This window comes from Planococcus maritimus (assembly GCF_001687625.2).
In the GTDB taxonomy this organism is placed as follows: Bacteria; Bacillota; Bacilli; order Bacillales_A; family Planococcaceae; genus Planococcus; species Planococcus maritimus.
Genome location: NZ_CP016538.2, coordinates 993,730 through 1,020,000, shown reverse-complemented (window position 1 = coordinate 1,020,000; position 26,271 = coordinate 993,730). Strand labels below are relative to the sequence as shown.

27 protein-coding genes are annotated in these 26,271 nt (G+C 46.7%); 9 read left to right on the top strand and 18 right to left on the bottom strand.

Annotation, left to right across the window (positions count from 1 at the left end; translation table 11 throughout):
• Positions 1-402 precede the first annotated feature (402 nt).
• Positions 403-1,269: a nucleotidyltransferase-like protein gene (locus BBI11_RS05015; RefSeq protein WP_068461195.1), complete on the bottom strand. Its 867-nt coding sequence runs from the start codon at positions 1,267-1,269 to the stop codon at positions 403-405.
• Positions 1,270-1,454: 185 nt separating this feature from the next.
• Between BBI11_RS05015 and BBI11_RS05010 the strand changes: the two genes are divergently transcribed.
• Positions 1,455-1,808 carry a YgzB family protein gene (locus BBI11_RS05010; RefSeq protein ID WP_068461194.1) on the top strand — a complete coding sequence of 118 codons (354 nt, stop codon included), beginning with the start codon at positions 1,455-1,457 and terminating at the stop codon, positions 1,806-1,808.
• Positions 1,809-1,845: 37 nt separating this feature from the next.
• Here the strand turns inward: BBI11_RS05010 and perR are convergent, their stop codons facing one another.
• From perR to bcp, 4 genes are all read right to left on the bottom strand, one after another.
• Positions 1,846-2,289 (bottom strand): peroxide-responsive transcriptional repressor PerR, encoded by a 444-nt coding sequence (perR, locus tag BBI11_RS05005; RefSeq protein ID WP_058381335.1) that lies wholly within the window; start codon positions 2,287-2,289, stop codon positions 1,846-1,848.
• Between the two features lie 181 nt (positions 2,290-2,470).
• Positions 2,471-3,022, bottom strand: coding sequence for a cob(I)yrinic acid a,c-diamide adenosyltransferase (locus BBI11_RS05000; protein ID WP_068461193.1), 552 nt, complete (start codon positions 3,020-3,022; stop codon positions 2,471-2,473).
• A gap of 2 nt (positions 3,023-3,024) precedes the next feature.
• The gene (locus BBI11_RS04995) at positions 3,025-3,966 is read right to left on the bottom strand and encodes a D-2-hydroxyacid dehydrogenase (protein WP_068461192.1); all 942 of its coding nucleotides are present in this window, start codon (positions 3,964-3,966) and stop codon (positions 3,025-3,027) included.
• Between the two features lie 15 nt (positions 3,967-3,981).
• Complete coding sequence (gene bcp / locus BBI11_RS04990) at positions 3,982-4,458, bottom strand: thioredoxin-dependent thiol peroxidase (RefSeq protein ID WP_068465613.1); 477 nt, start codon at positions 4,456-4,458, stop codon at positions 3,982-3,984.
• A gap of 118 nt (positions 4,459-4,576) precedes the next feature.
• On the opposite strand from bcp, the gene BBI11_RS04985 reads away from it, so the two are divergent.
• Together BBI11_RS04985 and BBI11_RS04980 are read left to right on the top strand one after the other, a co-directional pair.
• Positions 4,577-5,863 carry a glutamate-1-semialdehyde 2,1-aminomutase gene (locus BBI11_RS04985; RefSeq protein ID WP_068461191.1) on the top strand — a complete coding sequence of 429 codons (1,287 nt, stop codon included), beginning with the start codon at positions 4,577-4,579 and terminating at the stop codon, positions 5,861-5,863.
• Between the two features lie 33 nt (positions 5,864-5,896).
• Positions 5,897-6,982 (top strand): FUSC family protein, encoded by a 1,086-nt coding sequence (locus tag BBI11_RS04980; protein WP_068461190.1) that lies wholly within the window; start codon positions 5,897-5,899, stop codon positions 6,980-6,982.
• A gap of 32 nt (positions 6,983-7,014) precedes the next feature.
• Here BBI11_RS04980 and nikC read toward each other — a convergent pair whose 3' ends face one another.
• The 9 genes from nikC to mutY all read right to left on the bottom strand — a co-directional run bounded on the left by nikC (position 7,015) and on the right by mutY (position 17,034).
• Positions 7,015-7,866 (bottom strand): nickel transporter permease, encoded by an 852-nt coding sequence (gene nikC / locus BBI11_RS04975; protein WP_208597202.1) that lies wholly within the window; start codon positions 7,864-7,866, stop codon positions 7,015-7,017.
• Between the two features lie 47 nt (positions 7,867-7,913).
• Complete coding sequence (locus tag BBI11_RS04970; RefSeq protein WP_068461188.1) at positions 7,914-8,918, bottom strand: ABC transporter permease; 1,005 nt, start codon at positions 8,916-8,918, stop codon at positions 7,914-7,916.
• An 83-nt stretch (positions 8,919-9,001) separates the two neighbouring features.
• Entirely contained in the window at positions 9,002-10,615 is a 1,614-nt protein-coding gene (locus tag BBI11_RS04965; protein ID WP_068461187.1) for an ABC transporter substrate-binding protein, read from the bottom strand.
• A 29-nt stretch (positions 10,616-10,644) separates the two neighbouring features.
• A complete protein-coding gene (locus BBI11_RS04960) occupies positions 10,645-11,628 on the bottom strand; it encodes an ABC transporter ATP-binding protein (protein ID WP_068461186.1) in 984 nt (327 codons plus the stop codon).
• Entirely contained in the window at positions 11,603-12,622 is a 1,020-nt protein-coding gene (locus tag BBI11_RS04955; protein WP_068461185.1) for an ABC transporter ATP-binding protein, read from the bottom strand. The genes BBI11_RS04960 and BBI11_RS04955 overlap by 26 nt, the downstream gene beginning before the upstream one ends.
• Positions 12,623-12,775: 153 nt before the next feature.
• Positions 12,776-14,521, bottom strand: a complete 1,746-nt coding sequence (locus BBI11_RS04950) for an ABC transporter ATP-binding protein (RefSeq protein WP_068461184.1) — start codon at positions 14,519-14,521, stop codon at positions 12,776-12,778.
• A gap of 60 nt (positions 14,522-14,581) precedes the next feature.
• The gene (gene ntdP, locus BBI11_RS04945) at positions 14,582-15,127 is read right to left on the bottom strand and encodes a nucleoside tri-diphosphate phosphatase (RefSeq protein ID WP_058381347.1); all 546 of its coding nucleotides are present in this window, start codon (positions 15,125-15,127) and stop codon (positions 14,582-14,584) included.
• Between the two features lie 99 nt (positions 15,128-15,226).
• The gene (gene fabL / locus BBI11_RS04940) at positions 15,227-15,973 is read right to left on the bottom strand and encodes an enoyl-[acyl-carrier-protein] reductase FabL (RefSeq protein ID WP_068461183.1); all 747 of its coding nucleotides are present in this window, start codon (positions 15,971-15,973) and stop codon (positions 15,227-15,229) included.
• Positions 15,970-17,034 (bottom strand): A/G-specific adenine glycosylase, encoded by a 1,065-nt coding sequence (gene mutY, locus BBI11_RS04935; RefSeq protein WP_068461182.1) that lies wholly within the window; start codon positions 17,032-17,034, stop codon positions 15,970-15,972. The genes fabL and mutY overlap by 4 nt, the downstream gene beginning before the upstream one ends.
• Before the next feature lie 137 nt (positions 17,035-17,171).
• Between mutY and BBI11_RS04930 the strand changes: the two genes are divergently transcribed.
• The gene (locus BBI11_RS04930) at positions 17,172-18,152 is read left to right on the top strand and encodes a metal-dependent hydrolase (RefSeq protein ID WP_068461181.1); all 981 of its coding nucleotides are present in this window, start codon (positions 17,172-17,174) and stop codon (positions 18,150-18,152) included.
• 46 nt (positions 18,153-18,198) lie between these two features.
• On the opposite strand, the gene BBI11_RS04925 is transcribed toward BBI11_RS04930, so the two are convergent.
• The 3 genes from BBI11_RS04925 to recX are packed head-to-tail and all read right to left on the bottom strand — an operon-like array spanning position 18,199 to position 19,589.
• Complete coding sequence (locus BBI11_RS04925) at positions 18,199-18,453, bottom strand: YfhJ family protein (RefSeq protein ID WP_068461180.1); 255 nt, start codon at positions 18,451-18,453, stop codon at positions 18,199-18,201.
• 4 nt (positions 18,454-18,457) lie between these two features.
• A complete protein-coding gene (locus BBI11_RS04920) occupies positions 18,458-18,790 on the bottom strand; it encodes a YfhH family protein (RefSeq protein WP_068461179.1) in 333 nt (110 codons plus the stop codon).
• Positions 18,783-19,589: a recombination regulator RecX gene (gene recX / locus BBI11_RS04915; protein WP_068461178.1), complete on the bottom strand. Its 807-nt coding sequence runs from the start codon at positions 19,587-19,589 to the stop codon at positions 18,783-18,785. Before recX ends, BBI11_RS04920 begins: the two co-directional genes overlap by 8 nt.
• A gap of 99 nt (positions 19,590-19,688) precedes the next feature.
• On the opposite strand from recX, the gene BBI11_RS04910 reads away from it, so the two are divergent.
• Positions 19,689-20,588, top strand: a complete 900-nt coding sequence (locus BBI11_RS04910; RefSeq protein WP_068461177.1) for a TIGR01777 family oxidoreductase — start codon at positions 19,689-19,691, stop codon at positions 20,586-20,588.
• Between the two features lie 41 nt (positions 20,589-20,629).
• Entirely contained in the window at positions 20,630-21,994 is a 1,365-nt protein-coding gene (gene rlmD / locus BBI11_RS04905; protein WP_068461176.1) for a 23S rRNA (uracil(1939)-C(5))-methyltransferase RlmD, read from the top strand.
• A 54-nt stretch (positions 21,995-22,048) separates the two neighbouring features.
• Here the strand turns inward: rlmD and BBI11_RS04900 are convergent, their stop codons facing one another.
• Complete coding sequence (locus BBI11_RS04900; protein ID WP_068461175.1) at positions 22,049-23,221, bottom strand: MFS transporter; 1,173 nt, start codon at positions 23,219-23,221, stop codon at positions 22,049-22,051.
• 79 nt (positions 23,222-23,300) lie between these two features.
• On the opposite strand from BBI11_RS04900, the gene BBI11_RS04895 reads away from it, so the two are divergent.
• The 3 genes from BBI11_RS04895 (at position 23,301) to BBI11_RS04885 (ending at position 26,244) form a co-directional block, all read left to right on the top strand.
• Complete coding sequence (locus tag BBI11_RS04895) at positions 23,301-23,681, top strand: OsmC family protein (protein ID WP_068461173.1); 381 nt, start codon at positions 23,301-23,303, stop codon at positions 23,679-23,681.
• A 323-nt stretch (positions 23,682-24,004) separates the two neighbouring features.
• Positions 24,005-24,202 (top strand): SE1561 family protein, encoded by a 198-nt coding sequence (locus tag BBI11_RS04890; RefSeq protein ID WP_068461171.1) that lies wholly within the window; start codon positions 24,005-24,007, stop codon positions 24,200-24,202.
• A gap of 167 nt (positions 24,203-24,369) precedes the next feature.
• On the top strand, positions 24,370-26,244 hold the full coding sequence (locus BBI11_RS04885; RefSeq protein ID WP_237150320.1) for a heavy metal translocating P-type ATPase: 1,875 nt from the start codon (positions 24,370-24,372) through the stop codon (positions 26,242-26,244).
• Positions 26,245-26,271 lie beyond the last annotated feature (27 nt).

Sequence of the window (26,271 nt, the reverse complement as noted above, 5' to 3'; positions counted from 1 at the left end):
GCTGGCGTATCGCCGTCTCGAAAGACGCACGATTCGCTTGATCTGCCGAAGCTGATCAGTAAGTTGTGTCGCGATCGCTCGCGACTGTATTATTGACGTTTTGCTGTTCAGTTTTCAAGGTTCAAATGTTAACGCTGCTTCAAAAGCAACTTCTTTAATTTAACACCGCTACGTGAAAGAGTCAAGCCTTTTTTATTATTGTGAAAAACTTAATTCGTTCGAGCGACAAGTAATATCATAATACATTAGTTGACTGATTGTCAACGGAAAACTAAAAATATCTTTAAGTTGTTTTTCAACCGCTACTTTTATTTCAGGGATTACTTTCTATCCTTTTGCCCCCTTTAATGAAGAAAACTGATCGAGAGTACCTCTCGATCAGCTTTATCTCTTTGAAAAAACTTAGTTTTTCACTGAATAATATCGATGGAAAATACCTTCGCTCTTTGTTTTCACACCGTTGATAGAGATTAAGTCTTTTTCAATTAAGAACTCGACAAGCACTTCAAGGTTTGACGAATAGTTTTTCAGCTCTTCTTGTTCATGTAATTCTTGAATGGTCCAGCTGCTTTGTTTCTCCATTACTTCGCGAATATGCTGTGAGCCATCTTGAGTTCTTGAGTGGATGAAAAATTCGCTAGCCAAGAATAATAGTTCCAATCGCTTGTCTATCGCCTCATCACTCGAAATAAGCTCTTCATATAGTTTATAGATCGCTGGCTCCATCTTCTTCACTTGCGACCAGACTGTCACTTCTGGCGGAAGGCCATTTTCCAACACAGATAACCGCGCCAAGTGATGGAGTGACTCTACCATGTGATGATAAGCATCTAAGTAATTCTTTTCTTCAAAGAACATTTTACCTTCCAGGTAACGGCGTATGAGTTTAGCAAACTCTAATCCCATTTTTATTTTTCTGCCGTAGAATGGATATTCTTTTAGTTCAGTTTTAAGTTTCTCCATAAACTCATTGCGATCATATATGACACGCCCATTAAAAAGCCAGTCAACAATTTTACGGTTAGTTCCCAGCAGCAGCCATTTGTGCAATTGTTTTTCTGTAATAATATGCATGGCAGCTTTTTTATCAAGGTACGTGTAGTGTTTCGTGAAAACGGGCGTTTCGTTTTCTTTTGTAATGATCAGAAGAATTGAATCGAACGTATCTGTAATCGGGCTGATGTCTTCTCTCTTTTCGATTAAGATGACACCAAGTGTCGTTTCCTGGCTCGCACGCTCTTGATATAACGGTCTCAATATTTGTTCCATCCGTCGTCACTCCCTGCTGTATATCTTCATATTTAATGATGCCCTCGATACTCTAGGCACGCAATTATTCTTTGCCGTTTTTCTTTATTTCGACATATTTCTCTTATATTCCTTTAACAGAATTAGCTTAACCCTTTTTACGGACGTTTGTGATATAGTATGATGGACGCAAGGAGGAACAGCTCATGAAATCTTATAAAAATAAAATCAACCGCATCCGGACCTTCGCTCTGGCATTGATTTTCATTGGCATCGTCATTATGTATGTGGGCATCTATTTCCGCAACCAACCGATTGTCATGGTTATCTTTATGCTGCTCGGTGTTATTGCAATCATCGGAAGCACTGGGGTTTATGCTTGGATAGGCTTGCTGTCGATGAAAACTGTCCCAGTTCAGTGTCCGAATTGCGAACGTCATACCAAAATGTTGGGCCGTGTAGATATTTGTATGCATTGTAATGAACCGTTGACGATGGACCCTTCGCTCGAGGGGAAAGCGTTTAACGAAGAATATAATAAGAAAAAAACGCAACAATAAAAAAAGAATGTCCGCCTACATGGCGGACATTCTTTTTTTATTGTGCTTTAGCTGATTCGCTATAGCAGTCACGGCATGTTCCGTAGATTTCTAGACGATGATAATCTACTTGGAAGCCTGTAACGTGGGAAGCCAAATGTTCCACTTCGTCTAATCCTGGATAATGGAAGTCGACGATTTTTCCGCACTCATTGCAAATCATATGATAATGATCATGGGTGACAAAGTCGAAACGGCTAGAAGAATCTCCATAGGTCAATTCTTTCACTAGCCCTGCTTTTTTAAAGACACGCAAGTTATTATAAACAGTGGCGACACTCATATTGGGAAAGGCTTTTTCAAGCGCACGATAAATATCATCTGCTGTCGGATGCGATGTAGAATGGATCATAAATTCCAAAATCGCATGTCGCTGTGGCGTAATTCTGACACCTGTAGATTTCAATGTATCGAGTGCGTCTTTCAATTGGGCTTCAGACATCGCTGGGCACCTCACTTCGTATATATTCTTACATTATAATCGTTATAATTAGTGTACCTAAAAAACTGTCGGCATGTCAAGAAATCGCTATAGGACACTAGTTTTCTATTTATTTGGCTAATAAAATCTGCTAGACACTATAAAAAAACAGCAGGTGTGACCTGCTGCTTAGAACTTTTCCCTATTCTGCGTGAAGGCCTTTTTCTTTGGAACCCAGCTGCTGATTAACGAAGCGCGCTGCGACGAAGAGAAAATCTGAAAGCCTGTTTAAATATGCCAAGACGTTTGGCGAGACTCCTTCCCCTATTGCTATCGAATTGCGCTCGGCTCGACGCACAATGGTTCGGGCTACATGCAGTGCCGCTCCCGCTGGATGACCGCCGGGCAAAATGAAATTGCTGAGTGGCTGAAGTTCTGCATCAAATTCATCGATCCAGTCTTCCAACTGATTAACATGTTCTGTTTCGAGTTTCCATTTCACTTCTTTGTCTGCAGGGGTCGCCAACTCCGCTCCTACATGGAAAAGCACTGTTTGAATTTGGTGAAAAATTTCACAGAGCGCTTCTTTTTTCTCAAAAAATTCTCCGTTGAGATGCCCCACACCAAGCCCAATCATCGTATTGGCCTCGTCGCAAGTCCCATAGGCCTCAACGAGCGGGTCATTTTTTTTGACGCGGCTGCCATAAACGAGTGAAGTCGTTCCTTTATCGCCTGTTTTGGTATAGATTTTCATCTTTAATACCCCCTTTTCATATCCACTGGATTTGATGGTGATGTGTCGCCGTTGAGCCAGGCGTGTAAATTCGGTATAAACACGTCCAATGCGCGCTCGACATATTTTCCGGAATGGCTCGAAACATGCGGGGAAATGATGACATTGTCCATTTGCCAATACGGATGGTCTGCTGGCAATGGCTCTTCTTCAAATACATCTAATACAGCCTGCCCAATTTCCCCAGTTTCGAGCGCTTCTAGCATCACCTGGTCTTCTACTAAATCTCCACGGCCAAAATTCATGAAGATCGCATCTTCTTTCATGGCCTGGAAATGTTCTTTTTTCAATAGATGGTGGGTTTCCTCGGTACTCGGCAATACAGCGAGGACTATATCAGCCTCCGGAAGCACGGTCAGCGCATTTTCAAAAGAAACCATGTCATTCATATAATCGGCATCTTTACCTGAACGGTTGCAGCCAATCGTCCGGACGCCAAATGCTTGAAGTAAGCGTCCAATCTCAGATCCAATCGCCCCTGGACCGAAGAGAACGGCTGTTGAGCCTGCCAGTTCGGAGGAATGGGTTTTGCGATTCCACTCCCCATTCCGCTGGCTTTCATAGATGAATGGCAATGAACGTTTGAGTGCCAGCAAATGCGCTAGAGCGGATTCAGCCATTGGGGTTTTATGGATTCCCTTAACATTTGACACGATTATCCCTTTATCGGCTATAGCTTTATGGGGCATTTTTTCAATTCCGGCACTTGCCACCATAATCCACTTTAAGTTTTCGGCATTGTCGATATCTTCTGCTGTTAGATCTTCTCCGTAAGTAACCACAATATCGGCTGTCGGCAAAAATGACTTATTCTTATATAAGAAGCGGAACGTCACTTCAGGGAATTCAGCTTGAAGCCGTTCCTGCTGGTTCTCTTTTGGCACAAATGTAAATAGGACATCCATCAGATTCTTCCTTTCTTAATCGCCGCTGATTGCTTTTACCGTTTCCAACACTTCTTCGATATGCTCTTTGACTTTCACTTTCCGCCACTCCTTGATCACTGTACCTGTCGGGTCGATTAGGAATGTCGAGCGTTCGATGCCCCAAAATTCCTTGCCATACATTTTCTTCAGTTTCCATACGCCATAAGCTTCAGATACGTGATGGTCTTCGTCAACGAGAAGCGAAAACGGCAAGCCGTGCTTGTCGATGAATTTTTGGTGGCGTTCTTTCGAATCTGCACTGACGCCCAAAATTTCTGCATTTAGCTCTGAGAAATCTTTTTCAGCATCGCGGAAATCGCAAGCTTGTGTCGTGCAGCCTGGCGTCATGTCTTTCGGATAGAAATAAAGCACGACGTATTTTTTTCCTACGTAATCCGAAAGGGAAATCGTTTCGCCCTGTTGGTCTTGCAATGTGAATCCAGGTGCTGCCATTCCTTCTAATGTAGCCAAATCCATCACTCCTTTTCTTTCTTCTATCGTACCCGACGGTATCATTACTTTCAATTTCTTTGGCGTTTGTGGCGGATTTTGTCTACAATAAGGAATAGATTATTTTAGGAGGCATTTTATGGACCACTCGAATTCCGAACGATTGCATCAAGAAGCATTAGAACACATTGTCGGTGGAGTCAACAGCCCTTCCCGCTCTTATAAAGCCGTCGGTGGCGGTTCTCCAATCGCGATGGACTATGGAAAAGGCGCTTATTTCTACGATGTCGATGGCAATAAATACATTGACTTTTTGGCAGCTTACGGACCAATCATCACTGGCCATGGCCATCCGCATATTGCCAAAGCCATTGCACACGCTGCTGAAACCGGTATTTTGTTCGGGACCCCGACCAAACATGAAGTGACATTCGCTAAAATGCTGAAACAAGCGATGCCCGCGATGGATAAAGTACGTTTTGTCAATAGCGGCACGGAAGCTGTTATGACGACTATCCGCGTCTCGCGGGCGTATACAGGCCGCACCAAAATCATGAAGTTTGCCGGATGCTATCACGGCCATTCCGATTTAGTGCTCGTCGCTGCAGGTTCCGGCCCTGCTACACTCGGCACTCCCGATTCGGCAGGCGTCCCGAAATCGATTGCAGAAGAAGTCATCACCATTCCTTTTAACGACCCACAAGCCTTCCGTGAAGCGATGGAACGTTGGGGAGACGAAATTGCCTGCATCCTTGTAGAACCGATTGTCGGCAACTTCGGCATTGTCGAACCGCAAGAAGGATTCCTTGAAGGCGTACACGCCCTTGCCAAAGAAAAAGGCGCATTGATTGTGTATGATGAAGTAATCACCGCTTTCCGCTTCCATTACGGCGGAGCTCAGAATCTGCTCGGCCTCGAGCCGGATTTAACAGCGCTTGGAAAAATCATCGGCGGCGGTTTGCCGATCGGTGCATATGGCGGGAAGCGCGAAATCATGGAAACGGTCGCCCCACTCGGACCCGCTTACCAAGCTGGAACAATGGCCGGCAACCCCGCATCAATTCTGGCAGGTATCGCTTGTCTCGAAGTTTTGCAGGAAAAGGGCATTTACGAACGAATGGACCAACTGGGTGAACGTCTCGAAACCGGGATTTTAGCTGCGGCTGAAAAACACGGTGTTACCATCACCGTCAATCGTTTAAAAGGTGCTTTGACGATTTATTTCACCGATCAAAAAGTGGAGAATTATGAACAGGCAGAAGCCACAGACGGAGAAATGTTTGGACGTTTCTTTAAACTGATGCTAGAACAAGGCGTTAATTTGGCACCTTCAAAGTACGAAGCCTGGTTTTTGACTACAGAACATACAGAGGAAGATATTGATACATCAATACGGGCAGTAGAGCATGCATTTGCCCAGTTGTAAAAATGGAGCTTTTTCTGAAGGAGATGTTGGCCGATGAAACTCGGTGCACGCATATTCAAAACTGGTATCGCAATTGCATTAGCATTGTTTCTGGCGACGCTTCTTGAACTTCCGACCCCGGTATTTGCAGGAGTTGCGGCTATTTTCGCTATCCAGCCTTCCATTTATCGGTCCTACCTAACTTTACTTGACCAGGTATACGGGAACTTAATCGGCGCTTCGATTGCGGTGATTTTCGTGCTGACCTTGGGGCCGAACTATTTGACGATTGGCGTCGCTGCGATTTTAGCGATCATTATTATGCTGAAATTAAAGCTGGAAAACACCGTCCCTTTAACCTTAGTCACGTTAATTATTATCATGGATTCGCAATCGGATGATTTTTTGATCTTTGCCTCCTTGCGATTTTTAACAGTGTTACTCGGAATTTTATCGGCATTTATTGTCAATATGATCTTTTTGCCACCTAAATATGAAACCCGTTTATTCCAGTCTATCCATTCAGTTAGTGAGGATGTCATTCGGTGGATCCGGATTTCCATACGCCACGCATCTGATCATTCATCGGTCAAAGAAGACATCGACAAATTGACTGAAAAGCTGACAAAAGTCGATCAGTGGTATTTGTTTTATAAAGAAGAACGCAGCTATACGAAGAAACAGCAATATACGAAAGCACGCAAGTTGGTATTGTATCGCCAGATGATTGCTACTTCGAAAAAAAGCCTGGAAGTTCTCCGTCGCCTGAACCGCTACGAAAATGAATTGAGGGATTTGCCCGAACAATTCCACATGATGGTGCAGGAACGCTTAGAAAGTTTGGCAAGTTACCACGAACAGCTTTACATGAAATATGTCGGTAAGATACGCCCGGAACATAGCGAAAGTTCAGGGCCGGATGCGGTGTTGAAACGCAATGAAGTCATGTCGATTTTTGTTAAGGAAATCAATTTATCGACTGAAGTCGAAGAAGATGAATTTTCCGTATATCATTTGATGCATGTTTTATCTGCCCTGCTTGATTATGAAGAGCATTTGGAGCATCTGGACTTGCTGATCATCGCGTACCACAATTACCATAGCGAAGAAGTCGACCCCGACATCGAAAATGCCATATAAAAAACGCCCGGAAAAATTTCCGGGCGTTTTTCTTATGATTTCATACGCGGGTCGAGTGCATCGCGCAACCCGTCTCCCATTAAGTTAAAACCTAGAACCGTCAACATGATCGCAACACCCGGGAAAATCATCGTCCAGGGAGCGTTCGTCAAATACGAACGGGAATCGGCAAGCATCTTGCCCCATTCTGGAGAAGGCGCCTGCGCTCCGAGGCCAAGGAAGCCAAGAGCGGCCGCTTCGATGATCGCTGTCGCAATCGCCAATGTGCCTTGGACGATGACCGGTGCCATGGAATTTGGCAAAATATGCGAAACCAAGATTCGGTTGTCTTTCATGCCGATCGCTTTTGCCGACATGATGTATTCATCTTCTTTGATGCTCAATACTTTCGAACGGATCAAGCGCCCGAAGTTCGGCACGTTGATGATGGCAATCGCAATCAAGGCATTGCGCAGTGACGGCCCTAGAACCGATACAACGGCAATCGCCAGAAGGATGCTCGGAAACGCCAACATGATGTCGAACAGACGGGAAATGATGGTATCTACCCATCGTCCGTAGTAGCCGGCTAAGATGCCGAGTATGCTGCCGACGACCACCGATCCGATAACTGCCAGGAAGCCAACCCAAAGTGAGATCCGCGCTCCGTATACGACACGCGATAAAATATCGCGGCCGAAATCGTCCGTGCCCATCCAATGATCGGCGGAAGGAGCCAGGAGCCGCTGGGAAAGGTTTTGTTCGTTAATGCCTTGTGGTGTAAACAAAGGTCCGAAAATCGCCAAAAGAATGAAGAAGATGACGATGCCCATGCCGACGACCGCGACTTTACTTTTGCGGAATCCACGCCACGCCTCTTTCCAAGGGCCAGCGACTTTCTGCATTTCCTGCTTATCTACTGTTGTTTCTGCCAAAATGCTCCTCCCCCTTCCTAATCATATTTGATCCTTGGATCAACCAAGCCGTAAAGCAAATCGACAATAAGATTGATCATAACAAAGATGAACGCGACGACTAGAATACCGGATTGGATAACTGGATAATCACGGAACCCGATCGCTTCGTAAATATAGCGTCCGATGCCTGGCCATCCGAAAATGGTCTCTGTCAGTATCGCGCCACCAAGCAGCAAGCCCATTTGCAAGCCGATGATGGTGAGAACTGGAATGATTGCATTTTTCAATGCGTGCTTATAGACAACCCAGAACATTTTGACGCCTTTAGCTCGAGCTGTCCGAACATAATCTGAACGCATAACTTCCAGCATCGATGAGCGTGTCATCCGTGCGATGATTGCCATTGGGATGGTCGCAAGTGCCGTACCTGGCAGCACCAAATGCTTCAAGACCGTGGCAAGCTGGTTAAAATCGCCTTGAATGAGCGTGTCTAACACATAAAAATTGGTAATATTGTCGATTGGATCCCTAACGTTTTCACGTCCTGTTGTCGGCAATATGCCGAGTTCAATTGAGAAGATCCATTGGTTCATAAGTCCGAGCCAGAAGATTGGCATGGAGACACCGATCAATGCCAAAATCATTGCCAAATAGTCGAACCAAGAATTTTGGAACCACGCCGAGATGATGCCTGCGTTGATGCCGATCACTACGGCAATAATGATCGCAAATAAGGATAATTCAAATGTTGCCGCCAAATAGGGCCAGATTTCTTCAGAAACGGGAGAACGCGTACGCAATGACTCCCCCATGTCCCCTGTAACGAGGCCTTTTAAGTAATCGAAATATTGGATGTACCAGGGATTATCAAGCCCCAGACTGGTCCGTAATGCTTTAATTGCTTCTTCGGATGCTTGTTGCCCAAGGATGACTTGTGCTGGATCGCCTGGAATCGCCCGGATGATCATAAAGACGATAAACGTCATTCCGAGCAATACAGGAATCAATTGCAAAAGCCGCTGCCCGATATAGTGAAGCATCTTCTTCACCTCTCCATCTCAATTGCGTTATGTATTGAAAAAGGGGGAGAAATCAGTATGACCTCTCCCCCCAAAAGAAATGCCTACTCCAAATCTACTGATGCCAGTTTATCAGAGCCAGTTGGATGCGCTTTAAAGTCGATTACGTTTGTCCCACCAGCAAGAAGCGGTGTAGAGTGCGCAAGCGGTACCCATGGAGCATCTTCGTGGATGATTTCCTGAGCCTGCATATACAATTCATTGCGGGCATCTTCATCAACTTCTGTCTGTGCTTCGATCAATAGATCGTGAAGTTCCTGTTTTTCGTAGTATGTGTAGTTGTTTGATCCGATATTGTCTTGGTCAAGCAATACATACAGGAAGTTATCGGCATCGCCGTTATCGCCTGTCCAACCAAGAAGGAATGCATCAGCTTCACCTGCTGCCGCTTTTTCGAGATAAGTTGCCCACTCATAAGAAACGATTTCAGCTGTAATGCCGACTTCTCCCAAATCGCTTTGGATGGCTTCTGCTACTTTTTGGCCATCCGGCATGTATGGACGCGGAACTGGCATTGCCCATAGTTCCATCGTGAAGCCATCTTCAAGCCCTGCTTCAGCCAATAGTTCTTTTGCTTTTTCAGGATCGTATTCATAGCCTTCAATGCTGTCGTTATAACCGCTGATTACCGGAGGCATCGGGTTTTTCGCGACTTCTGCACGGCCTTCAAAGAATGAATCAACAATTGCCTGGCGGTCGATCGCATGGTTCATCGCCTGGCGGACTTTCGGATCGTCGAACGGCTCGCGAGTTGTTGTCAACCCAAGGTAGCCAACGTTCATCGATGGGCGTTCGAACAGTTGAAGATTTTCTTCATTTTCGATTGTTTCTGAATCTGATGGCGTGATGCCGTCAGCCAAATCGATTTCGCCAGACAATAGAGCATTCAAGCGAGCTGAGTTATCCGGAATCGCACGGAACACGACTTGATCGAGTTTCGGCTCTCCATCCACCCAATAATCATCAAATTTCTCGATTGTTACCGTATCGTTGCGCTTCCATTCCACAAATTGGAAAGGACCGGTTCCGACAGGGTTGTCGCCGAATGATTCACCGGCTTCTTCAAATGCAGTCGGTGAAGCAATACCGAACGGGCTCATCGCCAAGTTTTTCAAGAATGGTGCTTGAGGGCGTTTCAATTTGATCACGACTTCGTAATCGCCTGTTGCTTCAACCGATTCGATGACGTGTTCTTCTTCGTCGCCAAATCCACCGAACATTGATTTATAGTACGGGAACTGGTCTGCATCTCCAGCAGCCCAACGGTCAAAGTTCGCGACAACTGCTTCTGCGTTGAAATCTGTTCCATCATGGAACGTGACGCCTTCTTGCAATTGGAACGTGTAAGTCAAACCATCTTCTTCTGCTTGCCAATCGCTAGCAAGTCCTGCTTCAATTTCTGTATCTTGCTCGCCGAAATTGATCAATGTGTCAAAGATGTTTTTAGTTACTTTGAAAGACTCTCCATCTGTAACCGAAATTGGATCCAGTGATACTGAGTCGCCGCCACGGCCGAAGATTAAAACTTTTTCGCCGCCTGATTCTGAATCTCCACCTTCTCCGTCTGATCCTGAATCACCGCCTGAACAGCCGTAAAGAGCTGTCGACAGTAAAAGCAGCATCAGGAAAGCAAGTGATAAAATTTTCTTTTTCCCCAAAATAACCCCTCCATTTTGTTTTTTTATTATCATTGCGGCCTGCATTCCTCATAGAGGTGGCAAGCCACAGAATGACCTGGTTCAACTTCCGCAAAACGCGGAATCTCCTGTGAACAAATATCCATTTTGAATGGGCAGCGCGTATGGAAGCGGCAGCCGGATGGCGGGTTGGCCGGACTTGGCACATCCCCTTTGATCACTACTTCTTCGCGGACAAAATCAGGGTCCGGTACCGGCACTGCCGATAGCAGCGCTTGTGTATAAGGATGGAGCGGCTTTTCATACAGGCTTTCTGTATCCGCTAACTCCGCCATATTGCCCAAATACATGACCCCTACACGGTCGCTAATATGGCGCACGACGCCCAAATCATGAGCGATGAATATGTAAGTCAATTTCAAGTCACGCTGCAAATCCTGCATCAAATTGAGCACTTGCGCTTGAATCGATACATCGAGTGCTGAGACCGGTTCATCGGCGATGATCAATTTCGGATTGGTCATGAGCGCACGCGCGATGCCGATACGCTGTCGCTGCCCGCCGCTGAATTGGTGCGGATAACGCTTCGCGTGATAGCTGCTGAGCCCGACGATTTCGAGAAACTCATGGACTTTCCGCTTGCGTTCTTTCGGGTCGCCGATATTATGTACATTCAGCGGCTCCATCAAAATTTTCTCGATACTGTGGCGTGGATTGAGCGAAGCATAGGGATCTTGAAAGACCATTTGGATATCGCGTCTTGCTTTACGCATGTCAGACGCTGATAAACTGGTCAATTCCTGTCCGTCAAACGTCACTTTGCCTTCTGTCGGATCGAGCAAACGCATCAGCATGCGCCCTGTCGTCGACTTGCCACAGCCTGATTCGCCGACGATGCCAAGCGTTTCGCCTTCATTTACGTAGAAGGAAATATCATCGACCGCTTTGACCTGACCTTTTACACGGCCAAGCATCCCGCCTGTGATGGGGAAATACTTCTTCAGACCTTCAACTTTCAACAACGGTTCTGTCATTCGACTTGGCCTCCTTTGGATCGAATAGGAAACAGCGCGTCTTATGATCTTCTGCCGTTTGGTACAACTCAGGATCTTCTACGCGGCAGCGATCGAATGCAAACTCACAACGCGCTGCGTATTTGCAGCCTGTCTTAATGGATCCGGGTTTCGGAACATTTCCTGGAATAGAATACAAGCGCTCTTTCTTGTAGCGCATATCCGGCACGCTTTCTAGCAGTCCTCGCGTATAGGGATGCTGCGGATCGTTAAAAATCGTATGTACGGGCCCTTCCTCAACAACTTTTCCGGCATACATGACCACGACGCGTTCGCATGTCTCAGCGACGACCCCCAGGTCATGAGTGATTAACAAGACAGCGGTATCAAGTCGTTCATTTAAGTTTTTGATCAATTTAAGGATCTGGGCTTGAATCGTTACATCAAGCGCTGTCGTTGGTTCGTCGGCGATCAGAACTTTCGGGTCACACAACAAAGCCATCGCGATCATGACGCGCTGGCGCATCCCTCCAGATAATTGGTGCGGATATTCGTTAAGCAAAGCTTCTGCTCGCGGCAGGCCGACCAGTTTCATCATCTCGACAGCGCGTTCTTGAATCTGGCTTTTCGACCAGTCTTTTTTGTGGATCTTCAAGGCTTCTCGCAACTGATTGCCGATGGTGAATAGCGGATTCAGTGAAGTCATTGGCTCCTGGAAAATCATCGCTATGTCATCGCCGCGAATCTGGCGCATTTCTTTATCGGATAGTTTGGTCAAATCCTTATCTTGGAATAAAATTTCCCCGCTCACGATCTTCCCTGGAGGACTTGGCACCAGCCCCATTATGGACAATGAGGTAACGCTTTTGCCGCAGCCTGATTCTCCTACGATGCCGAGCACTTCGCCTTGGCGAATATGGAAATCTACGTTGTCGACTGCCGGTACTTCGCCATCATCTGTGAAAAAGGAAGTACGCAGCCCTTTCACATCCAAGATGGTTTTACGTTCGTCCATAGAGATCCTCCTTCTTCATTTTGAATTATTCAGAACATTCTCCGTGTTTCCATTATACGTAATATTAGTAGTAATGCAATAGTTTTCGGGAGATTGGTGTGAGCCTTCCTTCATATTGAAAAAGCTCCCCAATAATTGGGGAGCTTGAAATAGTTATCCAATGTTCTGCACTTGGAATAGTTTGTAATAGACGCCGCGTTTTTGCAATAGCTCCTCATGCGTGCCTTGTTCAGCCAATTGACCGTTGTCGATGACCAAAATCTGGTCTGCATGGGTGATCGTTGACAAGCGGTGTGCGACCATCAATGTCGTGCGGTCATGTGCCAAACGCTCCAAGGAATCCTGAATGAGCGCTTCACTTTCGAGATCGAGCGCGGATGTCGCTTCATCTAGGATGAGGATCGCCGGATCTTTCAAGAAGACTCGGGAAATGGCGATACGCTGTTTCTGGCCACCAGATAATTTGACGCCGCGCTCGCCAACTTTCGTGTCGTAGCCTTCTGGCAAGTTTGAGATGAATTCATGGGCATTGGCCGCTTTTGCTGCCTCGATGACTTCTGCATCGCTCGCATCGGGTTTACCCATCAGAATATTTTCTTTGACCGATTCACTGAATAAGATCGAATCCTGCAAGACAAGGCCGATCTGGTCGCGCAAGGAATGGGTTGTGACATCTTTCAAATCGTGTCCATCCATGCGAATCGTTCCTTCTGTGGCGTCGTAAAATCTCGGAATAAGCGAAACAATTGTCGATTTGCCACCGCCGCTCATGCCGACGAATGCCACGGTCTCACCTGGACGGACCGTGAAGTTTAGGTTAGACAGCACTTCACTTCCCCCGTCATTATAATGAAATCCGACATTATGGAATTCAAGCTTGCCATCGACACGCCCAAGTTCACGCGCGTCTTTTTTATCCGTCACATCATATTCTTCATCGACCATTTCAAAGACACGGTCCATCGAAGCAAGTGATTGGACGAGCGTTGTCGAAGAGTTGACGAGGCGACGCAGCGGATTGTAAAGCCGTTCGATATAGGCGATAAACGCCACCATCGTCCCGAGCGTCAAATTCCCTTGAATGACCTGATAGCCGGCATAGCCGATGACTAGTAACGGAGCTACATCCGTAATGGTGTTGACAACTGCGAATGCCTTGGCATTCCATCTCGTATGGTCCATCGCTTTTTCCAAGAATTGATCGTTCGTGTTGTTGAAAATCTTTTGTTCATGTTTCTCTAGCGCAAAGCTTTTAATGATGCTCATGCCCTGCACACGTTCGTGCAAATAACTTTGGACATTGGCGAGCGCCTGGGAACGGTCGCGCGTCAGATCGCGTAAACGCCCAAAAAAGTATTTGACGCTGAATGCATAAAACGGAAATGCTAACAGCGCAACTATCGTTAAGGAGACGTCCATCGTCAACATGATGATGATCGCTATGAGAATCGTCGCCACATCTAGCCAAACGTTCATCAAGCCAATCATGACGAAGTTTTTCGTCTGCTCCACATCATTGATAACCCGCGAAATGATTTCCCCAGCTCTTGTGTTCGCGTAATAGCGCAAGCTCAAGCGCTGCAGGTGACTGTAAAGATAGCCGCGGATGTCGTAGAGAATTTTGTTGCTGACATATTGCGCATAATACTGCCGGAAATATTCGATCGGCGGGCGCAGCAGGAAAAACACGATGGCGGTGCCCCCGAGCCATAAGTAAAGCTGGCTGAGTTTTTCGGCATCCGACAACGCCTCTGCGCCGATGATATCATCAATGACAATCTTGATTAACAGAGGGATAAAAAGAGGGATCGCAAACTTGAATATCCCGATGAAAATCGTCAAGGCAATTTGCCAATAATAGGGCTTGACGAATTTCATATAGCGTTTCATACTGCTCAAACTGTTCACTCCATTCTGTTCAAAATGAAAAACCTGTTGGCTGGCAACAGGTTTTCCATGTTAATCATGAATCCGGTTATGCTTATGAAATTCATACCGGCTCGTCCATACTTCGATAAAGTCCTGGGCGAAAGGGCCTCTTCTTTGCTTAATCCAGCTGATCAATTTGTCCACATTTCGGTAGAGTATTTGATCGATGACTTCTGGGTAGCCCATTTGCCGCTTATGGTCTTCAAATTCGTCTTCATCCAACAGCGTGTAAGACATATCCGGAAACACTTTTACATCCAAGTCATAATCGATGTATTTCAACGATCCATTATTGTAGACGAACGGGGAGCTGATATTGCAATAATAGTAAACGCCGTCATCACGCAACATGCAGATGATGTTGAACCAATGTTCGGCATGGAAATAGCAGATTGATGGCTCTCGTGTCAACCATGTCCTGCCGTCCGATTCCCTCACCAGCGTGCGTTCGTTCGCGCCGATCACAATATTGTTCGTCCCTTTCAGTACAGTTGTTTCCTGCCAGACACGGTGGATGCGTCCGTTGTGCTTGTAACTGTGGATCTGGATTGTTTCACCCTCCGCAGGAACCGCCATGCACCATCCCACCTTTTCGTCTATCACTATATGTTATCTCCCGTTCATTATATCAATCAATTCTGAAAACATACAGCGATAAGCCGAAAGTTGTGAGAATCACATGACGATAGACCGACCTCCGTCAACAATAATCGTCTGCCCGCGGATCATATCAGCATGGTCAGAAATGAGGAACATCGCTGTTTTTACCATATCGTCGATTTCGACCATGCGCCCGGCTGGCGTGTTGTCACGCGCATCGCCGAGCAGTTCTTCACGGTTCGGAAAATGCTTCAATGCTTCTGTATCGAGCGCGCCGCCAGAAACGGTATTGACCGCAATGTTTTTTGGCGCGAGTTCCACTGCCAAATAACGCGTGATGGACTCAACCGCTGCTTTAGAAACGCCAATCGTCGTATAGTTCTCCAAATAACGGATCGATCCTAGCGAACTAATGCCAATAATCTTGCCGCCTTTATCCATCAATTTCGCTGCTTCTTGCGCGCCGAATAGCATTGCTTTGGCGTTAATGTTCATTGTCCAGTCCCAGTGGGATTCTTCTAGTTCCATTACTGGGCGCAAGACGCCGGACGCCGCATTGGACACAAATACATCCAAACGGCCGAATTCTTCTTTTATCGTCTCGAACATGCCGCGCAATTTCTCGACATCTCCGACATTAGCACGAACTAGCAACGCTTTTCTTCCTCTTGCTTCGACTTCTTTTACGGTATCGAGTGCAGCCGTTTTGCTGCGGGCATAATTGACGACGATGTCATAGCCTTCGTCCGCCAGCGCAATGGCCATCGCTTTTCCTAGCCCACGGCTGCTTCCTGTCACTAATGCCACTTTTTGTTCTGTCATTTTGCTACATCTCCTCTTTGCTCTAAAGCAGTCTTCATTTTTTGTCCCGGCCCGGCAATCGGCAACTGCTCCAATTGCTCAGGCGTTACCCATTTCATATTACCGGGCGGAGTGAATTCTTCCGCTTTGGCCAAATAGCCTTCCACATTCCATGTTAAATGAGAAAAGACATGTTTGAAAGCAGTAATTTTCTCTATATCCATGAGTGAGCCATTCAATGTTTCTGCGTACAATTCGCCGACTTTGTCTACTTCAAGTGGTGCTGTCAGCTCGAGCATTGGGTATTGCCACATACCAGCAAGTAATCCTTTAGACGGCCGCTGCTCCATCAAAATTTTGTCTCCGCTTCGGATTGCCGCCATGGCAAAATTCACGGCACGGGTTTTCTTGGCCTTTGTTTTAACAGGTAGTTCAGTTTCCTTGCCTTCGTGGAAGGCGCTGCAATGATCGCGTACCGGGCATAACAAACATTTCGGCGACGTCGGTGTACAAATGAGTGCGCCGAGTTCCATCAAGCCCTGGTTGAAGGACGACGGATCTTCGTGGCTAATCAATTCCGTTACGGCCTGTTCGAACACTTTTCGCGTCTTCGGTTTAGCAATGTCTTCGTCGATTAAAAGAATGCGGCTGAGCACTCGCATGACGTTACCGTCAACAGCATGCTCCGGCACGCCGTAGGCAATACTCAAAACAGCGCCTGCCGTATAAGGCCCGACGCCCTTCAAAGAAGAAATTTCCTTGCGCGTCGATGGCACGATGCCGCCGTATTGCTCAGCAACTTCGCGCACCCCGGCCTGGAGGTTTCGGGCGCGCGAATAGTAACCAAGTCCTTCCCAAAGCTTCAATAAGCTCTCTTCTTCCGCCCCTGCCAAAGATTCTACAGTGGGAAATTTCTCGACGAAGCGTTTATAATAAGGGATAACCGTATCGACTCTTGTCTGCTGCAACATGACCTCGGATATCCAGATTTGATAAGGGTCGGCCGTGCGCCTCCACGGTAGATCGCGCTGTTCTTTTTGGAACCAGCCGATCAAGTCCTGCTGAAATTGCTGCTTGTCCATATTTATAGTTACTGCCTCCGTTCATACTGATTATTCCGTCCCAGAAGCGGGTATGTATACTTAAGGAATATGCTTATTTTATCAAATGGCGGGCTGACAAGATATTATAAACGCTCGCAACAAAGGGGGATGCGTCGATGGATACAGGAACACATATCGTGATGGGCATTGCACTCGGCGGTTTGGCAATGGCCGACCCGGTTGTCGCCGCCCATCCAGCCACATGGACTGCCGTTATGACAGGCACCATTATCGGTTCACAAATCCCCGATATCGATACCGTCTTGAAACTGCGTGACAATGCGGTTTATATACGCCACCACCGAGGCATCACGCATTCGGTGCCAGCTGTACTATCGTGGCCTTTATTACTTTCAGGTGCCATCTACCTTATTTTCCCGGAAGCTAATCTTCTTCATTTATGGCTATGGACATTTCTTGCTGTATTTTTGCATGTCTTTGTCGATATTTTCAATTCATACGGCACGCAGGCGTTGCGGCCATTTTCCAACCATTGGGTGGCGCTTGGCGTCATCAATACGTTTGACCCGATTATTTTCGGCGCACATGTCGTAGCGTTAATGATTTGGGCCTTCGGAGCCGATCCGGTGTGGACGATGAGCATTTTGTATATCCTCTTGTTCTTCTATTACGTCTCCAGGTTCGCGCTCCAATCGGCGATCAAACAAGCGATACGCAATACGATTCCAGGTACCAACGATGTCTTCGTCGCACCGACCATGCGCTATTTCCAGTGGCGCATTGCGGCTGACACTGACCGCCACCATTATGTCGGCCAAGCCTACGGGCGCTCGATCAACATCTACGACAAGTTTTTGAAAAAACCGATGCCTGAAAATGCTTTGATCCAGACGGCGATGAAAGACAAGAACTTGGACGCCTTTGTGTCGTTTTCCCCGCTATACCGCTGGGAGATCAACCAATACGGGGACATTTTCGAAGTGCGTTTGATCGACTTGCGTTACCGCAGCAATGATTATTATCCGTTTGTCGCCGTGGCCCATCTCGATGAAGACCATAATATCCTGAACTCTTATACAGGGTGGATTTTCAGCGAAGACAAATTGAGGAAAAAGCTCGATTTTAGCCATAACTGAATATAAAAAAACGGCCAGGGATATCTCCCGGCCGTTTTTTTAATGTTTACGAATCATGCAAAAGATGTGCATATTTCGGATTGTTTCCTGCAAATTCGTGAATCTTGTCGCCGTAGCTTTCAATCCACTGGCGTACAACTTTCTCGACAACTGCCGTACCTTGGTAATCGTACCCAGCCTTCGCATACGACGATTCAAAGTCAGATACCAATAACTCGATCCATGTCCGGGCTTTGTCATCCGACAGCTCCGGGTTTTTTTCTCTTAATTCGATGATTAATTGTTCAATAACTTCCTTCATCGATTCACTTCCCTTCCTTCAATGGGCGCAGCATGGAAATCGGCAGCGCTTCTGTGTACTTGTCGCCGCCCATGCGGTAACCCCATGCAAAATTGCCTTTTAAATAATCAATCTGAAAATAGACGTTCGGATCGCCCTCTACGCGGTATACTTCCCCAGGTTTAAAGTCACTGGGATCGAGCAGGAACGACGCCGCCATAATGGCTTTGCGTTCGAGCACCGCGAACTCGTTCACAATGCCGAGTTGCTCCGCTTTGCGTGCTTTTTCTTTCAGACGGGCGATTTCATTGCGCAATTCCGTCTCGTCCATTTGTGAGTAGGGTTTATGTTCACTCATCTTCAAACTCCTTTTCTTCGATGTACTGGCTAATCACATCACCTGGGAAGCCTTTCTGGTAGAGCCCTTGTTTCACTTTCCGGCTAAGGTCATTTCCCGATAATTTACTTTCATGTTTGCGCCATAATTTATCCCCTTGTTGGCGGACGCTATCAAGCCATTGATCGCCGTCGCGTTCAAGGTCCAAGGTCTCAATGGCTTGCTTAATGATTGGATAGGGATAACCTTTTCTCATTAGCGAGTCATTGATTTTCTGCTTGACCTGGCTCGGGGTTTTCGACTGTTCTTTTGCAGCGATTTTTTCCGCAAGGCCTGTGGCAACTTCGAGTTGCTCTTCTTCCGTGTAGTTTGTTAAGACATCTTTTTGCATAGCCTTATCAATTCCTCTCTTTTGCATGTCCTGCTGGATCGCACGAGGGCCTTTTTTTCCGGATTTAATTTGCGTCCGGAGCAGTGCCTCTGAAAATTGCTGGTCATCGAGAAAGCTTAGTTCGTACAATTTTTTGACCGCTTCATCGATGACGGCTTCACCGAATTCCTTTTCTTTCAGCTTTTTGCGGACTTCACCTTCACTGCGCATGCGGAAGCCGAGGTAATGCAAGGCCTTATTGAACGCTTTTCGGACTTCATCCTCAAAGTTCATTTCTTCGATTGTCCACTGGTCGAGTTCTTTGCCTTTGGTCAATTGATAGCGGATGATCAAAGTTTCGTCGACACTGAACGCAAACTTTTCTTCCAGGTAAATATTATAGCGTTCCGGATTGTTTTTTCCGCGGGTTATTTTCGTAATGATCGGCATCAATTTCCCCTCGCTTCTTCTTCTATTATACACTTTGAGCGCCCTCTTGGCATATGCTTCGCTCGAATTGGGTATGGGATAAACATGGAGGCGATGAAAATGAAAATAGCGATAACGGGCGGCACCGGGTTTCTCGGTTCTGTCTTGACGGAACTGCTGCTGGAGAAAGGCCATGAAGTGTTTGTTTTAACACGTTCAGATAAACCGAAAGAACAGGGTATCACATATGTCCGTTGGCTGTCTGATAGAGCGTATCCTGAAGCACAGCTTGAAGGCATCGATGCGCTTGTCAATTTGGCCGGCACATCAATCAATGACGGACTGTGGACAGACAAGCAAAAAAAGAAAATTTACGACAGCCGCGTCTCGGCGACGAAAGAAGTGCTGCGCATCCTCTCAGCGCTTGAACAAAAACCGGAAGTGCTTGTTAATGCAAGCGCTGTCGGAATCTATCCTGCTTCTGAACATAAAACGTACACAGAAGCCGACCGCGAATATGGCAATGATTTTCTGGCTGAAACTGTGCTCGCTTGGGAAGGCCTTGCCGAACAAGCGCAAATTGACGGCATCCGAACAGCATATGCACGTCTTGGCATTTTGCTTGGAAAAGAACAAGGTGCACTGCCATTAATGGCGCTGCCGTATAAGTTATACGCCGGCGGCACAGTCGGCACTGGCAGGCAATGGCTGTCATGGATCCATGTCCGCGATGCGGCGCGCGCAATCCTGTTCGCCATTGAACAGAAAGAACTCACAGGCCCATTCAATGTGACAGCGCCGAATCCACAGCGTATGAAAACGGTCGGCAAGGAAATCGGCCGGGCACTCGGCAGGCCACACTGGATTCCTGCTCCTTCATTTGCACTGAAAGCTGCACTCGGCGATAAAAGCAGGCTCGTGCTCGAAGGACAGCGCGCGCTGCCAACCGTTCTTCTCGACCATGGATTCAAGTTTGAATTCCCGAATTTGCCAGAAGCACTGGCTGACCTATACAAATAAGCGTATAATGATGGGATGACCAACTGAAGGACGTGACCTGCATGACTGAAAAACCAATCATTGAAATGGGACAGAAATTCCCTTTAACCATCAAAAAGCTCGGCATCAACGGAGAAGGTGTCGGCTTTTTCAAACGTAATGTCGTATTTGTTCCAGGTGCGCTGCCTGGCGAAGAAGTGACCGCTCAAGTGACAATTGTGAAACACAATTTTGCACAAGCACGAATATTGAAGATCCGCAAACCCTCTCCGCACCGCCAGACGCCACCATGTCCGATTTTTGAGACATGCGGCGGCTGCCAATTGCAGCATTTGACTTACAGCCAACAGCTTGTCGAAAAACGTGATTTGGTGCTGCAATCACTGGACCGCTATTTGCGCGGTACGGATATTCAAGTGCGCGAGACAATCGGTATGGAAGATCCGTGGCATTACCGTAATAAAAGCCAGTTCCAAACACGCAAGAAAGATGGCAAAGTGATGGCCGGTTTGTTTGCCGAAGGCTCACAACAGCTGCTCGATATCGAACAATGTCTCGTCCAACACCCGGATACAGTGAAAATTACCAATGCTGCAAAACGCATTATCGAAGAATTGAACTTATCCATTTATGATGGCAAGTCGATGAAAGGGCTCGTTCGGACCATCGCTGTGCGTACGGCGGTTAAAACTGGTGAGATCCAACTCGTACTCATCACGACACGCAAAGATATCCCGAAAGAGAAAGTACTCGTCGAACGCCTGAGCGCAATCGATCCGAACTTGGTGTCCATCGTTCAAAATGTTAATGCTGAGAAAACTTCACTCGTATTTGGCGAAACAACACGTACGCTGTTCGGTAAACCGACCATCCATGAAGAACTCGGCGAATTGTCATTCGACTTGTCAGCCCGTGCGTTTTTCCAATTAAACCCGGAACAAACCGTGAAGCTCTATGATGAAATCAAACGGGCAGCGAAATTGACGGGCAAAGAATCCGTCGTTGATGCTTATTGCGGCGTGGGCACGATTGGCTTGTGGCTAGCGGATTCCGCACGTGAAATCCGCGGCATGGACACCATTCCGGAAAGCGTTGCCGATGCGAAAGCCAATGCGAAAAAACAAGGCCATCCAGCAACTTACGTAACAGGAACGGCTGAAAAATGGCTCGAAACTTGGCGCAAAGAAGGCTATGTGCCGGATGTCTTAACAGTCGACCCGCCGCGCACCGGGCTTGCAGATTCCCTATTGAAAACCATTTTGAAAGTAAAACCAAAACGTTTTGTCTATACGTCCTGCAATCCGTCGACACTCGCAAAAGACTTGCAGCAGTTGACGAAAATCTACCGAGTTGAATACATCCAGCCAATCGATATGTTCCCGCAGACTTCTCAAGTTGAAGCGGTGTGCTTATTAGTATTGAAATAATGGATGAAAAAAGGTGTCCGGAGCATTTGCTCTGGACACCTTTTTTGCATGCAATCACACGATTCGTTTTTTGGGGCCCTTGAACGCAATGATGGTGAACAAGGTCAGTAGAATGCCTGTAATCAACAACAGGAAACTCAACTGCTCCGTGACTTCTAAGAACATGCCGCCTGCTGCCGGGCCTATCAAACTGCCGACGCTGAAAGCTACTCCGCATAATAAATTACCCGTTGGCAACAATTCTTTTGGCATCAAATCTGTCATATAGGAAATGCCAAGGGAAAACGTCGAGCCGACAAACATGCCGGCCACCATGAATAAGATAAGCGTGAGCCAAGCATTCGATTCGACGAAAGTCGCCACTAAAAACGATACGCCCCCGCCACTAAGTGCCAGCATCAGGACTTTCTTTCGGCCGATGCGGTCACTCAGTTCACCGAGCGGCAATTGGGTGGCTATCGCACCGACGGAAAATGCGGCAAGAATATAAGAGACCATGCTAATATCAAACGACTGGCGCAAGGCATAGACTGGATAAATCGCGCTGAGTGACGCTTCCAAAAATCCGTAGCCAAGCGGCGGCAAAAAGGCGACCCAGCCGATGATAAGCGCTGTCCGAAAACGTTGCAAGGTCCCTTTGGCACCCATCGAACTAGCGGAATACTCCGGAAAATCATTGCGCAGAAAAAACACCAGCGACCAAGCGATCAAACAAAGTCCTCCAGAAATGATGAAAGGCAAGGCCTCGAACACTTGGACAAGCGGCACAAACAATGGCCCTGCGCCAAAGCCGACACTGAACGACATGCCATAGATCGCAATATTGCGGCCAAGTTTATGATGATGCGACGTGCTGGTGATCCAAGTCTGCGTTGAAAAATGCAGCGCCTGGTCCCCGACACCAATCAGAATGCGCAAGACAAACCAAAACAACACGCTTTTCCATAACGGAAACGACAGCAGCGCGAGAATGACCATTGCCCCGCCAACTAAAATAAGTGGTTTAAACCCGAACTTTCTCAACTGCGGCTCCATAAACGGTGCAACAACGATGATTCCTATGTATAATCCTGTGGCACTGAGGCCATTTAAAGCAGAGGATACGCCGTCTTGTTCAAAAATGACGGCAATCAGCGGTAATAACATACCTTGTGAGAATCCGGAAATCGACACAATGGCAACCAAAATCCAAAAGCGGGCACGTTCGCTTGATAAGAAATGTTTCATAATGCCTCCCCGAACGAGCACGTTCTTTTCTATTTTTCGAAGTTTCCGCTACAATTCTAACATAAGGAGGCGTTACAAGATGAAATTTTCCATGAATGAACACGGATTTACCGGGCATCTGCCATTCGGCGAGCTCCACGTATCCACTAATGAAGAACACGGATTCCGGCCTTATCAATTGCTGGTCTCTTCGCTTGCCATTTGCAGCGCAGGCATCATCCGCAAGGTCTTGGATAAGCAACGCATGCCGGCACAAGATATCGAAGTGGAGGTAAAAGAAATCGTCCGTGTCGCTGAAGAAGCAGACCGTGTTTCAAAAGTCCACTTGCATTTCCGCATAAAAGGCGACATCAACGAAGCTAAAATGCCGCGTGTCATGGAATTGACGCGTAAAAACTGCTCGATGGTCCGATCGGTTGAAGATTCCATCGACATCGTAGAAACCTACGAAATCGTCTAAACGCATAGAAGGCTCAGTCCGTTTCTGCTTGGCAGATTGCGGGCTGAGCCTTCATGTTTTATATTCACATATCGTTTCCATAATCGCACTATCGGTGACTCCACCTAAATGCTCGAATCGCCTCCTCTTTCTATCGCGTACTTTTTTGGTTTGGTGATTCGTCATGTCCTCCCCTCGTAAAGGATTGATGCAACTATAACATATTAATCGAATAGTGTAAATATTCAATTAATAAATTTTGTGTTTTTTCTCTAAGACGGCAGTTCTTATTGATATTCGTCCCTATATCAGCTACTATAAACATTGGAAATGAGGTGGAATCAATGGGAAAATCCCTTACAGATAAGGAACAGCAAGTAACGTACATGAAACAAAGGCTCAGCATGTTCCTCGATGTGTTAGATGCCATCGAACCAGAAAGCACCGAGCTTGAAGATATCGACCGACTGATTGCCATGGTTGATGACCTGGATACTAAAATGCAGCAATTCAAAAACCGTCCTGAAACTGAAAGCGAATAATTCCCAAGCCCTGAAACGCCGAAAAATGTTTCAGGGCTTTTTTTATTGTTTTCTCAAGAGAAAATCCTAGTCAAGCACACAACAAGAAATTTCTTCCATCTTCTCTTTGTTTCCTATGGTAAACTGACAGTAAGAATTGATACCTATTGTCTTATGGAGGGATGGCTATGTGGAGTAAAGTTCGGCCTCATATCGAATTGATAGCTGCGGTGTTATCCGGAATTCTGATTATCATTGCCTACATCCTGGAATTGCAGGATATCGCTCTGCCATCAGTGATTGTTTATTTGCTGGCGTTCGTTATTGGTGGATACGCCAAGGCCAAGTACGGCATCAAAAAAACCATCGAAGACAAAGAGTTAAACGTCGAATTTCTGATGATTTTAGCAGCGATCGGCGCATCCGTTATTGGTTACTGGACAGAAGGCGCCATCTTGATCTTCATCTTTGCATTAAGCGGCGCCCTAGAAACCTATACAATGAACAAAAGCCGAAAAGAATTGTCTGCTCTCATGGAGATGCAACCAGATGAAGCATGGTTATTAAAAGAGTCCGGCGAGACCGTGCGTGTTCCGGTCGGTGAATTGAATACCGGGGACTTAATCTCCGTCCGTCCGGGTGAACGTTTCCCTGTCGATGGCGAAGTCCATACCGGACAGACTGCCGTCGATGAGTCTGCCATCAGTGGCGAAGCAATTCCAGTGTCCAAATACGCACGCGATAATTTATTTGCGGGCACTGTTAATTTGTCCGGCTCAATTACCATGGTCATGACCAAACCTAGTTCAGAAACCATGTTCCAAAAAATCATTGAACTCGTACAATCCGCAGAAAGCGAGAAGTCTCCCTCTCAACAATTTATCGAACGCTTTGAAGGCCGTTACGTTAAAGTCGTCTTGCTTGTCTTCGTGCTGATGTTGTTCCTTCCACATTTTTTGATGGGGTGGAGTTGGAATGAAACCCTTTACCGGGCCATGGTATTGCTTGTCGTAGCTTCACCTTGTGCATTGGTCGCATCCATTATGCCCGCTACGCTCGCCGCCATTTCAAATGGTGCTAAAAGCGGCGTGATTTTTAAGGGGGGTGCACATTTAGAGAATTTGAGCGTCATTAAAGCCATTGCTTTCGATAAAACCGGCACCTTGACACGTGGCAAACCCGAAGTAACTGATTTCATCATCCGCCGTGATGCAAATCGCGAGCAAGTAATGGCACTTGTTGCAGGAATCGAATCGCAATCGAATCATCCACTCGCCAAAGCAATTACCGATTTTGTTATTCAACAAGGAATTGAACCACTGCGCGGTTTGCAAGTGGTGGATGTTCCAGGTAATGGTTTGAAGACGCACTTCGCAAGCGATGAAATCCTGGTCGGCAAGCCCGGATTTGTCGGTGAAGAAGAAGCCTATGCTTTCGAAAACGGGATTCTGGCCATTTTGGCGAATCAAGGGAAAACCGTCACATTTATTAGCGATGGCCATGGCATATTGGCTGCCATGGCGCTTAAAGACACCGTTCGCGATATTACCAAGTCCACCATTGCCGAACTTCAAGACCGCGGCATCTATTGCATCATGCTGACTGGTGATAACCGAAAAACCGCAAAAGCCATTGCAGAAGAAACCGGTGTTGATGAATACATTGCCGAATGCTTGCCAGGCGACAAAGTCCAGCACTTAAAAAAGTTACTCGCCAAATATGAATATGTAGCAATGACAGGAGACGGCATCAACGACGCTCCAGCTCTTGCGACCGCAACAACCGGCATCGCCATGGGCGAAGGAACAGACATCGCATTAGAAACCGCAGACGTCATTCTGATGAAAAATGATTTGTCCCGGATTTCTTACTCGATCCGACTGGCTAAAAAAATGCAGCGCATCGTTAAACAAAATGTCTTTTTCTCAGTTGCTGTCATCCTCGTGCTTATTTTCTCGAACTTTTTCCAGGCCATTTCTCTGCCGCTAGGCGTCATTGGCCATGAAGGCAGCACCATTTTGGTCATTTTAAATGGATTGCGCATGCTTAACCGCAATGTTTGATCGCCCAAACTAAAAGACGGCTCTCCC